Raw genomic sequence first — 12,781 nt, forward strand, 5'->3', positions numbered from 1 at the left:
AGCCGGCCGCCACAGGTCAGGGAGGTGCCGCCGCCCACGGGGTGTAGGTCAGCAGGGTGCAGGTGAACCAGAACATGCCCCCGAGCAGCGCCAGCGCGACGACCGCCACCCGCCGACGCCAGTGCGGGACGACCCGCTCACCGGTCGAGGTGCGCATCGCGACCGAGGCGACCAGCGCGGCGATCGGGAAGTCGAGGAGCAGGAAGCGCCACATGCTCGTGATCGGGCGGACGACGGCGAGCAGGTAGAGCGGGTAGGCCAGCGCCCAGACCCGCAGCTCGATCGCCAGCCACCGCCCGTGCCGGCCGAGGATGAGGGCGATGTAGGTGGCGACGAGCCCGACCAGGACCGTCACCCCCACCACGCCGTGGGCCTCCCAGGCCCACGACAGCCACAGGACGAAGGGACCGGACTCCGGCTTCTGGCCCCACGCGGCCTGCACGTCGAAGAACGCCGTCGGCAACCCGCTGGCGATCCCTACGACGACGGGCCACGCGACCGAGGAGGCGCCGGTCGCCACGAGCATCAGGGCGGCGCTCCAGCGCTGGCTGCGCAGTGGTGTCGTGCCCGCGGCGCGGTCCTCGCGCCAGCGCAGCACGAGGTGGGCGATGGCGGCGCAGGCGATGGCCGGCGCCGCGGCCCGCGTGAAGCCCAGCGCGATCGCGAGCAGGGCCACGAGCGCGTACTGCCGGCGCATGAGCAGCAACAGCGAGGCGGCGATGAGCACTCCGGCGAGCGCCTCGGTGTACGGCATGACGAGGATCGAGGTCGCGGGGTACAGGCACCACAGGATCCCGGCGACGAGCGCCAGGCGCTCGCGCGCCGGCTGCGGGGCGGCGTGCATCGCGAAGTTGAGGCACTTCCAGACCAGGATCGTGCACAGTCCGCCGAGCACGAGGTTGAGCAGGACCGCTGCCACCTCGAAGGACAGCCCGGTGAGCATGAGGACACGCACCAGCATCGGGAAGGCCGGGTAGAACGCCCAGGCGCTGTAGGTCAACAGCCCGGTGTCCGGGTCCGCAGGGAGCGGGACGGGGTAGCCGTCCTCGGCGACCCGGCGGTACCAGACGCTGTCCCAGCCGGACAGGATGTCGCCGACCGTGGGCTCGAGGTGGCCCACCCCCGCCGGGGTCTGGAACCACGTCGCGGCCACCGCCATGCTGACGAGCACGACGACCCTCGTGGCGGCATACCAGAGCAGCAGGAACACGACCGGGCGGCGCAGGGCCCACCCCGCGGCGGCGCTGCGCCCCTCGGAGGTGAGCAGGGACGTGGTCAGCAGCGACGGCACGCTGCGGACGCGGGCGACGGCGGTCACGGCGGGTAGTCCGACGGCGGGTGGTAGACGAGCAACTTCCAGATCCAGGCGGCCTGGCCGACGGTGCCGGCCACCACGAGGAAGCCGACGCGCACCGCGAGGTGGCGTGCGACGCGGTCGAGCCAGCCCCCGCCGAGGACGACCACGAGCAGCGGGAACAACGGGAGGGCGTACCGGAAGATGCTCGTGAAGGGGTCGAGCACGAAGGCGAGGTACGCCGGGTAGGCCAGGCACCACACCCGCAGCTCGGGGCCGAGCCTGGTGGCCCAGGGCCCGCAGGTCAGCACGACGATCGTCGTGACCAGGGCTGCGAGGCCGACCGGCCCGTAGACGGCGGCACCGTCGAAGTCGCGGAAGGCCCACTGCGACATCCCGAGCCAGGGCTTGAGCGGCGTGATCTCCCCACCGGCCCGCCAGGCCGCCATGGTGTCGGTGTAGGCGCTGCGCGAGCCGGTGACCTGCCACGCGATGAGCGGCCACAGGACCGCCCCGACGGCGGACGTGCCGAGGGCGGCCAGCGCGGCGAGGAGCTCGCCGCGGGTGACGTTCTGCTGGCGGCGCCGACGCCACAGCAGCAGGACCGACACGGCGACCACGAGGACGACGGGCACGGCGATGGGCCGGGTGAGCCCCAGGAGCAGGGAGAGCCCGGCGACCATCCCCCAGCTGCGCCGGACGAGCGCCCACAGCAGCGCGCAGAGGACGAGCATGGCCAGCGACTCGGTGTAGGCGAGCTGGAGCGACACCGACGCCGGGAACGCCGCCCACACGGCCACCGCGCCGAGGGCGACCCTGTCGCCCACCTTCTCGGCCAGCAGGCGGGCCATCAGGATGCTCGCGCCCAGACCGGCCACGAGGGCCAGCGTCGAGGCCACGACGGGGAACCCGAGACCGGTCGCCGCCATGAGCATCCGAGCCAGGAGCGGGAACAGTGGGTAGAAGGCCCAGGCGTTCTGGGTCACCCGCCCCGTGGTCTGGTCGACCGGCAGCGGGTCGGGGTACCCCTGGAGCGCGACGTTGCGGTACCAGCTGCCGTCCCACAGCACGGTCATGTCGATGGGCTCGACGGTCGGCCCTGTCCAGTCGAGCATGACGTCCTGGTCGCGGCTGGCCAGGACCAGCAGGAGCGCGGAGACGGCGCGCAGGACGAGGTAGGTCAGGGCGACCTTGACCGTCAGGGACCGTGCGAAGGCCGGGCCTCTCCGGCGCCGGTCGGTGCCGACGGAGGTGGCGGCGGGGCGGGTGTCCCGACCGGTGTCCGGGCTGCCGGCCGGGCTGGTCACGACAGGCCCCGGGTCACCTCGGGGCCCGCGCCCGAGCGGTGGCACCCCACGACGTGGTCGTCGACGAGGCCGCACGCCTGCATCGCGGCATACATCGTCGTGGGACCGACGAAGACGAAGCCGGCCTTCTTGAGGCCCTTGGCGAGGGCGATGCTCTCCGGCGAGGTCGCGCGGAAGTCCTCGGCCGACCTGGGCGGGGTGTGCTCCGCGGGCGCGTGGGACCAGACGAACGCGTCGAGCCCCCCGTGCTCGCGCAGCGCGAGGACCGCTGCGGCGTTGCGGATGGCGGCCTCGACCTTCAGGCGGTTGCGGACGATTCCGACATCGGCCATCAGCCGCTCGCGGTCACGGTCGCCGAAGGTGGCGACCACCTCGGGGTCGAACCCGGCAAAGGCGGCGCGGAACGACTCGCGCTTGCGCAGGATGGTGATCCACGACAGCCCCGACTGGAAGGCCTCCAGGGTGAGGCGCTCGTACAGCGCCTGCTCACCGTGGACGGGCACGCCCCACTCGGTGTCGTGGTAGGTCAGGTAGTCCGGCGCGGACCCCGCCCACGCGCACCGGGGCAGCCCGTCCGGACCGACGACCAGCCCACTCACCGGGACCGCCCGGGGGCCGCCGACACCTCGACCGCCCGGGCGAGCATGGCGTCGATGGCACGCCCGTAGAGCCACGCGCTGGCGCGGTCGAGCAGGGGGGCGAAGAGCCGCTTGAAGGGCAGCGGGCGCACCACGACCTCCTCGACCCAGTCCAGGCGTGACCCGAGGACACCCGGGGTGGAGACGTGGGGCTCGGGGGTGATGGTGATCTCGGCCCAGCCGCCGAGCAGCCGGCCGGTCTTGACGATCCGGAAGACCGCGGGCGAGGTGGGGGCTGTTGACTCGGGGGGCTCCCAGCGGGTGACCAGCATCGAGTCGGAGAAGGCCAGGGGACCGATCCCGCTGATGCCGGCGAACCCCCATCCGACCCGGGGTGCGCCGTCGTCGGTGGTCATCCGCGTCATCGGCATCCAGTCGCCGTAGCCGTCGAAGCCGGCCACGACGTCCCAGACGGCAGCGGGGTCGGCGGCGGTGTGGCGGGTGAGGTGGAGGGCGGCCATGACGTCAGCGCACCACGTCGCCGGGGCGCTCCAGCTCGGCGATCCGGGCCTGCAACCGATCGAGCACGGCATCGACCTGGTCCATGCGGTAGCCGCGCAGCGCCGTGTCGAACCGCACCGCGGAGATCTCGTCGGAGGAGAACTCGTCGCCGAGGGCGGGCGCGCCCTGCGTGCTGGTCGCCTCTGCCATCGGGTCGTGGTGCAGCCGCCCGGTCACGAGCGCGGCGAACGCGCCGATGACCAGCACGGCGATGACGGTGAAGAAGACCCAGATCACGCGAGTGATCGTCGCACGAAGTGCTGAGAGCGTCCTATTCAGCCGGCCGTGTCGAGAGATCGGGCGTCCTCGCCGGCCGACGTCGGGGTGATGGCGCTGCGGGCCAGCATCTCCACGACGGCCGGGACGTCCTCGGCCAGCAGCCGGACGGTCGCCCTGCAGACGGTGTCCTGCCAGATCGACAGCACCACGCGCCCGCTCTCGGGGTGGCCGGAGATGCGCAGCGTGCGTCCCGCGACGTCCCGGCCGACCACGACGTCGCCCTGCCTCGGCAGCGGCGAGATGTTCACCTGTCCATCATCGCCGCCGAAGTGGCAGGAGTCCATGGCCTACTCAGGGCGCTTCGGGACGACCACCGGGTCCGCGCACGTCACGATGCGCACGGCCTCGTCGACGTCGTCGGTGAGCTGGAGGAGGTCGATGTCCTTGGCGCTGACCGTCCCGGCGTCGAGCACCGTCCCCCGCAGCCACTCGAGCAGCCCGCCCCAGTACTCGGTGCCCATCAGGACGATGGGGAACGACGTGACCTTCTGCGTCTGCACGAGGGTCACCGCCTCGAACAGCTCGTCGAGCGTCCCGAACCCGCCAGGCAGGACGATGAACCCCTGGGCGTACTTGACGAACATCGTCTTGCGGGCGAAGAAGTAGCGGAAGTTCACGCCGAGGTTGACGTGCTCGTTGAGCCCCTGCTCGAACGGCAGCTCGATGCCCAGGCCCACCGACGCGCCACCCGCACCGATCGCCCCGAGATTCGCGGCCTCCATGGCACCGGGCCCGCCACCGGTGATCACGGCATACCCGGCCTCCACGAGGGCACGACCCACCTGGGTGCCGATCTCGTAGTAGGGCGTGCCCGGCTTCGTGCGCGCGGAGCCGAAGACGCTGACCGCTGGGCCGAGCTCCGCGAGGGCACCGAAGCCCTCGACGAACTCGCTCTGGATCCGCATCACGCGCCACGGGTCGGTGTGCACCCATTCGCTCGAGCCACGGCTGTCGAGCAGCCGCTGGTCGGTGGTCGTCCCCGGCACGCGGGAACCCCGGAGGGTGACCGGACCCGTGTGGTACTCGAAGTCCTTGTTCAGGTCCTTGTTGAGGTCCATGGCGCTGGCCTGCGTGGTGTCGTCGCTCACGCCCTCAACCTACGTGAGCCGGCGTGCTCAGCGCGTCAGGCGAGTCAGGCCAGCCAGCGCAGCAGCGCGGCCTCGGCGGAGACGAGCTGCGAGACGGGGCAGCGCTCGTCGTCGTGGTGGGCGAGGTTGGGGTCGCCGGGCCCGAAGTTCACCGCCGCGATGTCCATCGCCGAGAAGCGGGCCACGTCGGTCCAGCCCTCCTTGGCGATCACGGGCAGGTCGAGCGCCTCGACGAAGGCCTTAGCGGCCGGCAGGTGCAGGCCCGGTCGGGCGCCCGCGGCGTTGTCGAGCTCCACGAGGTCGTAGCCCTCGAAGAGCTCGGCGACGTGGGCGAGCGCGACCTCGGGGGTCTTGTCGGGGGCGTAGCGGTAGTTGACGGTGACGACGCACTCGTCGGGGATGACGTTGCCGGCGATCCCGCCGCGGATCCCGGTCGCGTTGAGGGCCTCGTGGTAGTCGAGCCCGTCGACGGTCACCGTGGCCGGTTCGTATGCCGTGAGGCGGTTCAGCAGGTCCGCCGCACCGTGGATGGCGTTGCGTCCGTTCCACGGACGGGCCGAGTGGGCGGCGACGCCGCGGGCGGTGACGTCGACGCGCAGGGTGCCCTTGCACCCGCCCTCGACCTGGCTGGCGGTCGGCTCGAGCAGGACGGCGAAGTCGGCGTCCTCGATGAGGTCGGGGCGCTGCTGCTGCACGTGCAGGAGGCCGTTGTGCTCGCTGTCGATCTCCTCGCCCTCGTAGAACACGAAGGTCAGGTCGCGGCTCGGCTCGGTGACCAGGGCCGCCTTGAGCTGCACCGCGACGCCGCCCTTCATGTCGACGGTCCCGCGCCCGACGAGGTCGTCGCCCTCGCGGCGGGTCGGGAGGTTGGCGGGCGCCTTGGTGAGGGGCACCGTGTCGATGTGACCGGCGAGGACCACGCGCTCGCTGCGACCGAGCTCGGTGCGCGCGACGAGGGTGTTGCCGATCCGGGTGACCGTGAGGTGGTCCAGGGGGGCGAGGGCGACCTCGATGGCGTCGCAGACCCGCTGCTCGTCGAGGCTGACCGACTCGATGTCGCACAGCGCCGCGGTCAACGTCACGACGTCGGCGGACAGGTCGAGCGGGGGGTTGCCCGTCGCGGGCTGGGTCGGGTCCTCGGGGTGGTTCGCCATGCCCACGACCCTATCCAGCGTCCCGGTCGGGCGACCCGCTCCCCTAGGCTTGTCGGCATGAGCAGTGAGCGCAGCGCATGGGGTTTCGGACTGGCCACCACGACCGTCGACGGCGTGGTCCTCGACACCTGGTACCCCGAGCCGGCCCTGGGCGCCCGCCCCGCGAACGCCTCGGCCCCCGAGGAGCTGCGCGCCCTCGCGGGAGCCGACGAGCTGCGCCGGGTGCGCCGCACGGTCGTGGACGTCGAGGTCGACCTCGATGCTGCTCCGGCGGACGCCTCCGACGCCTACCTCCGCCTGCACCTGCTGTCGCACTGCCTCGTCGCGCCCAACAGCATCAACCTCGACGGGATCTTCGGGGTCCTCGCCAACGTCGTCTGGACGACCCAGGGACCCTGCGCCGTCGACGGTTTCGAGATGACGCGGGCGCGGCTGCGGCTGCGCGGGACGGTCAACGTCCTCGGCATCGACAAGTTCCCCCGCATGGTCGACTACGTCGTGCCGGCGGGTGTGCGCATCGCCGACGCCGACCGCGTCCGCCTCGGTGCCCACCTCGCCCCGGGCACGACCGTCATGCACGAGGGCTTCGTCAACTACAACGCGGGCACGCTGGGCAGCTCCATGGTCGAGGGACGCATCTCCCAGGGTGTCGTCGTCGGTGACGGCTCCGACATCGGCGGCGGCGCCTCGACGATGGGCACCCTGTCCGGTGGCGGCACGGAGCGCGTGCGGGTCGGCGAGCGCTGCCTGCTCGGCGCCGAGTCGGGTCTGGGCATCGCCCTCGGCGACGACTGCGTCGTCGAGGCCGGCCTCTACCTCACCGCCGGCACCAAGGTGACCCTGGCCGACGGCCGGGTCGTCAAGGCCCGCGAGCTGTCCGGCCAGGACAACGTCCTCTACATCCGCAACTCGGTGACCGGCACGGTCGAGGCCAAGGCACGCGACGGGCACGGCATCGTGCTCAACTCCGCGCTGCACGCCAACGACTAGCCGTGCCCAGGAGCGCCAAGGGCGGCATCGTGCTCTCGGAGCATCGAACGCCGTCGCGGACCCGCCGGTTCGTCACGCGAATCGTGTTGCTGCTGTTCGTCATCGGCCTCGTCGGTGCCGGCTGGGTGGGGCTGCGCGGCACCCTGCACAACCTCGGAGGTCCGCGCTGCCAGGCCACCGCCGCGGGCGCGAGCGTGGACTTCGACCCCGGCCAGACCGCATACGCCGCAACCATCGTGGGCATCGCGGAGAAGCGCGGCCTGCCCGCGCGGGCCGGGACCATCGCCATCGCCACGGCGATCCAGGAGTCCAAGCTGCGCAACCTCACGTACGGCGACCGTGACTCCGTCGGGCTCTTCCAGCAGCGGCCGAGCCAGGGGTGGGGCACCGAGAAGCAGATCCTCGACCCGGTCTACGCGACGAACAAGTTCTACGACGCCCTCGTCAAGGTGGACGGCTACGAGCAGATGCGCATCACCGAGATCGCCCAGGAGGTGCAGCGCTCGGCCTACCCCGAGGCGTACGCCGACCACGAGCAGGAGGGGCGGCTGCTCGCCTCCACCCTCAGCGGGCACTCCCCCGGCGGCCTCGGCTGCCGCCTGGACGACGCCACCGGCGGCCAGCCGACCGAGCTGAGGGCCGCCCTGTCCAAGGAGCTCGGGGTCGCGAGCACGGTCAAGGGCCGCGTGCTCACCGTGAAGGCCGACTCCGAGCGCCGTGCGTGGAGCGCCGGGTCCTTCGCGGTCGCCAAGGCCGGGCAGTACGGCGCCACGAAGGTCCGCGTCGGCAACCGTGAGTGGACCCGCACCCGGGACACCGACGGCTGGACCTGGGCGACGGTCAAGGGTGGCGCCGGAACGACCGTGACCGTCACCTTCCCCGCCACCAGCTGACCGAACGCCCGGCGCGACGCACGGGTCAGCGGACGACGACCGCGTCCCCGACGGCGCGCTCCCCTGTCGCGTCGGACGGGTGGCTCACCAGCTGCTCGTCCACGACCATCGCGGTCGACCCGCCACCGTCGAGGTTCAGGGCGTCGACCATGCCGAGCGACCTGGCCACCGCCGCGGCCTCCGGGATCGACAGGCCCAGCTCGCCCAGCTGACGTCCGTCGACCGTCACGAGCATCGTGCGGCCGGAGCCGTCGACGCCGGCGAAGGTGCGCGGGTTGCGCTGCAGGGCCCACCCGTAGGCGAAGCTCGGTTCGCCGGGGTGAACCATGCCGTCCTGGCGCTGGGTCACGTGCACGTGGCCGTCCCGGACCAGCTCCGGACCACCGTTGAGCACCGACGCGCCGTGGCCGGTCAGTGGGCGGGAGCCGTTGCGCAGCTCGGTCGTGGGGCCCACCCGCTGGCCCGGCCTCAGTCCCGCGACGACGCCGGCGCCGCTGCCGATGCCCTGCAGCGACCGCTGCCCCGGGGCGAGGGCGACCCCGCGCGTATCGGCCACCGAGAGCACGCGGCCCTTCCGGTCAATCACCGCCTCAGCTCCTGGGCCGGCCGGCGTGCGCGGGCCGAACGCGTCCGTGAACAGGACCAGCTCGTCGGCGTCCGTGCACGTGATGTCGTGCAGCGGAAGGGTGGTCGGCAGGTCGTCCGAGGTGCCACCACAGTTGCGGATGAGGCCGGGGACGCGGTTCAGCCCGTCGAGGACCTGCCGTCCCGACGGGAGCGTGGCGGTCGCCACCCACCTCGGGCGGACCACGGCCGTGTGCCGTGCGCCGGGGTCGAGCACGAGGACCGGACGGGACCCGACCGGCTCGGACTCCAGGCGCCCGTCGTAGACGCCCGCCCCAGCGGGGTCACCCTCGGCACCGGCCTTGGGGTCGAAGACGAAGAACCCCGCGTTGACGGCCACCTTCGCCTTCTCGTACCCCGCGAGCCACGACGTGGTCTCCCTGGTCTCCAGGCTCGGGCCGTAGGTGCCACCGATAGACCCACGGAAACGCCGGGGATCGATCGTCACGACGTTCACGGTCCACGGCCCCTTGGCGCGGGAGTCGCCGTCCCAGCCCGAGTACCAGGCGCGTCCGGCGAACCCGGCCGAGGTCAGGCGGGCGGCCTCAGCCGCCGCCTGGGCCTGGCTCGTCCACGTCGCGACCAGGCGCACCCGCCAGCCGAGGACGCCAGCCGCGACATCCGCAACCGCCGGCTGCAGGACCTGCTGGGCCTGCGCGGGGAACCCTGCGGCCGTGAGCCGCCCCGCATACGCCTTGGCGCTGTCCTGGTCCTGGATGGCGCTCGGCGGCGCGTCCGGGTCCGGGCTGCCCGCACCTGCCGGGATGCTCACCTCCACGACCCAGCGGACGCTGGCGTCCGCTGCTCCCCTCGTGATGCGTGTCCAGGTGACCCCAGGCGCGACCTGCTGCACGGCCCGGGTCTCGGCAAGTCCCGCCGGTCCGAGGTCCAGCGCACGGGACACCCCCACGTGGCTCCGGGCGTCGTCGGAAGTGCGGTCCGGCGGTGACGCGGTGGCCGAACCGCCCACCGCCAACGTCGTTGCTGCGAGACCGACGATGCTGACCGCTGCTATCCAGGTGCGCCTCATGGGCCGAACGTTACGACCGATTGGTGCCTTTCGCCCGGTGGGACGACGACACCCCCGGCCTGTGGCCGGGGGCGTCGTGGGAGCTCGGTGCCGTGGGTCAGCGGGCGCTGAAGTCCACGTAGTCGCGCTCGGTGTGACCGGTGTAGATCTGGCGCGGGCGACCGATCTTGGTCTCCGGGTCCTCGATCATCTCGCGCCACTGGGCGATCCAGCCCGGGAGGCGGCCGAGGGCGAACAGGACGGTGAACATCTTCGTCGGGAAGCCCATGGCCTTGTAGATCAGGCCGGTGTAGAAGTCGACGTTCGGGTAGAGCTTGCGCTCCACGAAGTAGTCGTCCTCGAGGGCGCGCTGCTCGAGCTGGAGCGCGATGTCGAGCAGCGGGTCCTTGACGCCGTCCTTGTTGATGATGGTGTCGGCGGTCTTCTTGATGATCGCCGCGCGCGGGTCGTAGTTCTTGTAGACCCGGTGGCCGAAGCCCATCAGCTTGACGCCGTCCTCCTTGTTCTTCACCTTGCGGACGAACGCGTCGACGTCACCGCCGTCGGCCTGGATCTGGCCCAGCATCTCGAGGACGGCAGAGTTGGCGCCACCGTGCAGCGGACCCGACAGGGCGTGGATGCCGGCGGAGACCGAGTTGAACAGGTTGGCCTGGGCGGAGCCGACGAGCCGGACCGTCGAGGTCGAGCAGTTCTGCTCGTGGTCGGCGTGCAGGATCAGCAGCAGGTCGAGCGCCTTGACCATGTCGTCGTCGAGGTCGTACGGCTCGGCCGGGAAGCCGAACGTCATGCGCAGGAAGTTCTCCGTGACCGACAGGGAGTTGTCGGGGTAGAGGAACGGCTGGCCGACCGACTTCTTGTAGGCGTACGCCGCGATGGTCGGCAGCTTGGCCAGCAGGCGCACGGTCGAGATCTCGACCTGCTCCTTGTCGAACGGGTCGAGGCTGTCCTGGTAGAACGTGCCGAGCGCGGAGACCGCGGACGACAGCACCGGCATGGGGTGCGCGTCGCGCGGGAAACCACCGAAGAACGCCTTGAGGTCCTCGTGCAGCAGCGTGTGGCGACGGATCTTCTGGTCGAAGTCGTCGAGCTCGGTCTGCGTCGGCAGCTCGCCGTAGATGAGGAGGTAGGAGACCTCGAGGAAGCTGGACTTCTCGGCCAGCTGCTCGATCGGGTACCCGCGGTAGCGCAGGATGCCCTCGTCACCGTCGATGTAGGTGACGGCGCTGTTGCACGAGGCGGTGTTGACGAAGCCGATGTCGAGGGTGGTGTTGCCGGTCGTCTTCATCAGCTTGCTGATGTCGTAGCCGTTGTTGCCCTCGGCGGCCTTGACCAGCGGGAGGTCGAGTGTCGTGTCGCCCGCCTTCAGCGTGGCGCCAGCGGATCCGTCATTGCTCATGCGTAACCATCCTCAAATGTCCCGGAGCGGGCACCCTCACACGGCGTGCCTCGCGCATCTCGACGCTACCCCAGAACCCCACGCCGTCGGAAAACGGGCACCTCAGGTGAGCAGTCTGGCGGCTGCTGCGGCGATCCGCTCGTCGGTGGCGGTCAGCGCGATCCGGACGTGCTCGCGACCCGCATGGCCGTAGAAAGTCCCTGGTGCCACGAGGATCCCGCGCGAGGCGAGCGCTTCCACGGTGGCCCAGGAGTCCTCCCCCCGCGTCGCCCACAGGTACAGACCCGCGTCGGAGTGGTCGACCCGCAGGCCGAACCCCTCGACGGCGGTACGCAGCGTGGCTCGCCGCGCTGCATACCTCGCCTTCTGCTCGGCGACGTGGGCATCGTCGCCGAGAGCGGCGGTCAGCGCCTGCTGCACCGGCCACGGGACGATCATCCCGGCGTGCTTGCGCACCTCGAGGAGCCGGCGCACCAACGACACGTCGCCGGCGACGAAGGCTGCCCGGTAGCCCGCGAGGTTGGACTGCTTGCTGAGCGAGTAGACCGCGAGCAGACCCTCGTGGCTCCCCCCGCACACGCGCGGGTCGAGGATGCTCGGGGTGGTCGGCTCGGTGGAGTCCGCACGCCAGTCGAGCTCGGCGTAGCACTCGTCGGACGCGACGACGACGCCGTGCTGGCGCGCCCAGGCGACGACCTTGGCGAGGTGGTCGACGCCGAGGACACGACCCGTGGGGTTGCTGGGGGTGTTGAGCCACAACAGCTTCGGCGTGGTCGCGGAGGTCAGGGGGCCGAGTGCGTTGAGCCCGTCGACGACCTGCGGGGTGGCCCCGGCGAGCCGGGCACCGACGTCGTAGGTCGGGTAGGCGATGCCCGGGAAGCCGACCACGTCGCCGACCCCGAGGCCCAACAGGGTCGGCAGCCAGGCCACCAGCTCCTTGGACCCGATCGTCGGCAGCACGCCGTCGGGGTCGAGGTCCGGCACACCACGACGGCGCGCGAACCACACGGCCACGGCCTCGCGCAGCGTGGGGGTGCCGTAGGTCTGGGGGTACCCGGGCGCGTCGGCGGCCTCGCGCAGCGCCTCCTGGACGACCGCGGGCGTCGGGTCGACCGGCGTGCCGACGGAGAGGTCGACGATCCCGCCGTCGGGCTCGCCCGCACCAAAGGAACTCGCCCGCTCCTTGAACGGAGCGAGCGAGTCCCAGGGAAAGTCCGGCAGAGCCCGCGGGCTCGTCACGCGGCGCAGCTCACTCGTCGTGGGACTGCGGCGGGAGGTCGGCGATGAGCGGGTGGTCCTTGTTGATCAGGCCCAGCTTGGCCGCACCGCCGGGGCTGCCCAGGTCGTCGAAGAACTCGACGTTCGCCTTGTAGTAGTCGGCCCACTGCTCGGGGGTGTCGTCCTCGTAGTAGATCGCCTCGACGGGGCAGACGGGCTCGCAGGCGCCGCAGTCGACGCACTCGTCGGGGTGGATGTAGAGGGACCGCTCACCCTCGTAGATGCAGTCGACCGGGCACTCTTCGATGCAGGCCTTGTCCTTGAGGTCAACGCAAGGCTGGGCGATCACGTACGTCATGGCGCACATAC

At 71.6% G+C, this 12,781-nt stretch carries 14 protein-coding genes; 2 read left to right on the forward strand and 12 right to left on the reverse strand.

The window, feature by feature from the left end; genetic code table 11:
- Window positions 1–16: 16 nt before the first annotated feature.
- The 8 genes from ABD286_RS06235 to dapE form a co-directional block, all read right to left on the reverse strand.
- The gene (locus tag ABD286_RS06235; protein WP_344191296.1) at window positions 17–1,318 is read right to left on the reverse strand and encodes a hypothetical protein; all 1,302 of its coding nucleotides are present in this window, start codon (window positions 1,316–1,318) and stop codon (window positions 17–19) included.
- Window positions 1,315–2,601, reverse strand: coding sequence for a hypothetical protein (locus ABD286_RS06240; RefSeq protein ID WP_344191298.1), 1,287 nt, complete (start codon window positions 2,599–2,601; stop codon window positions 1,315–1,317). Before ABD286_RS06240 ends, ABD286_RS06235 begins: the two co-directional genes overlap by 4 nt.
- On the reverse strand, window positions 2,598–3,200 hold the full coding sequence (locus ABD286_RS06245) for a DNA-3-methyladenine glycosylase I (RefSeq protein WP_344191300.1): 603 nt from the start codon (window positions 3,198–3,200) through the stop codon (window positions 2,598–2,600). Before ABD286_RS06245 ends, ABD286_RS06240 begins: the two co-directional genes overlap by 4 nt.
- The gene (locus ABD286_RS06250) at window positions 3,197–3,700 is read right to left on the reverse strand and encodes an SRPBCC family protein (RefSeq protein WP_344191302.1); all 504 of its coding nucleotides are present in this window, start codon (window positions 3,698–3,700) and stop codon (window positions 3,197–3,199) included. Before ABD286_RS06250 ends, ABD286_RS06245 begins: the two co-directional genes overlap by 4 nt.
- A 4-nt stretch (window positions 3,701–3,704) precedes the next feature.
- Window positions 3,705–3,977 (reverse strand): DivIVA domain-containing protein, encoded by a 273-nt coding sequence (locus ABD286_RS06255; RefSeq protein WP_344191304.1) that lies wholly within the window; start codon window positions 3,975–3,977, stop codon window positions 3,705–3,707.
- A 38-nt stretch (window positions 3,978–4,015) separates the two neighbouring features.
- Complete coding sequence (locus ABD286_RS06260) at window positions 4,016–4,267, reverse strand: hypothetical protein (RefSeq protein WP_344191306.1); 252 nt, start codon at window positions 4,265–4,267, stop codon at window positions 4,016–4,018.
- Between the two features lie 39 nt (window positions 4,268–4,306).
- On the reverse strand, window positions 4,307–5,077 hold the full coding sequence (locus ABD286_RS06265) for an LOG family protein (protein WP_344193292.1): 771 nt from the start codon (window positions 5,075–5,077) through the stop codon (window positions 4,307–4,309).
- Window positions 5,078–5,151: 74 nt separating this feature from the next.
- Window positions 5,152–6,261: a succinyl-diaminopimelate desuccinylase gene (gene dapE / locus ABD286_RS06270; RefSeq protein WP_344191308.1), complete on the reverse strand. Its 1,110-nt coding sequence runs from the start codon at window positions 6,259–6,261 to the stop codon at window positions 5,152–5,154.
- Window positions 6,262–6,318: 57 nt separating this feature from the next.
- On the opposite strand from dapE, the gene dapD reads away from it, so the two are divergent.
- Both dapD and ABD286_RS06280 read left to right on the forward strand, forming a co-directional pair.
- Entirely contained in the window at window positions 6,319–7,251 is a 933-nt protein-coding gene (gene dapD / locus ABD286_RS06275) for a 2,3,4,5-tetrahydropyridine-2,6-dicarboxylate N-succinyltransferase (RefSeq protein WP_344191310.1), read from the forward strand.
- Window positions 7,252–7,253: 2 nt separating this feature from the next.
- Window positions 7,254–8,144, forward strand: a complete 891-nt coding sequence (locus ABD286_RS06280) for a hypothetical protein (RefSeq protein ID WP_344191312.1) — start codon at window positions 7,254–7,256, stop codon at window positions 8,142–8,144.
- A gap of 25 nt (window positions 8,145–8,169) precedes the next feature.
- On the opposite strand, the gene ABD286_RS06285 is transcribed toward ABD286_RS06280, so the two are convergent.
- The 4 genes from ABD286_RS06285 to fdxA form a co-directional block, all read right to left on the reverse strand.
- A complete protein-coding gene (locus ABD286_RS06285; protein WP_344191314.1) occupies window positions 8,170–9,798 on the reverse strand; it encodes a phosphodiester glycosidase family protein in 1,629 nt (542 codons plus the stop codon).
- 97 nt (window positions 9,799–9,895) lie between these two features.
- A complete protein-coding gene (locus tag ABD286_RS06290; protein WP_344191316.1) occupies window positions 9,896–11,194 on the reverse strand; it encodes a citrate synthase in 1,299 nt (432 codons plus the stop codon).
- A gap of 102 nt (window positions 11,195–11,296) precedes the next feature.
- Window positions 11,297–12,433, reverse strand: coding sequence for a succinyldiaminopimelate transaminase (gene dapC / locus ABD286_RS06295; RefSeq protein WP_344191318.1), 1,137 nt, complete (start codon window positions 12,431–12,433; stop codon window positions 11,297–11,299).
- A 10-nt stretch (window positions 12,434–12,443) separates the two neighbouring features.
- Window positions 12,444–12,770, reverse strand: a complete 327-nt coding sequence (gene fdxA / locus ABD286_RS06300; RefSeq protein WP_344191320.1) for a ferredoxin — start codon at window positions 12,768–12,770, stop codon at window positions 12,444–12,446.
- Window positions 12,771–12,781: the final 11 nt, after the last annotated feature.

It is taken from the genome of Pedococcus aerophilus (genome assembly GCF_039532215.1).
In the GTDB taxonomy this organism is placed as follows: domain Bacteria; phylum Actinomycetota; class Actinomycetes; order Actinomycetales; family Dermatophilaceae; genus Pedococcus; species Pedococcus aerophilus.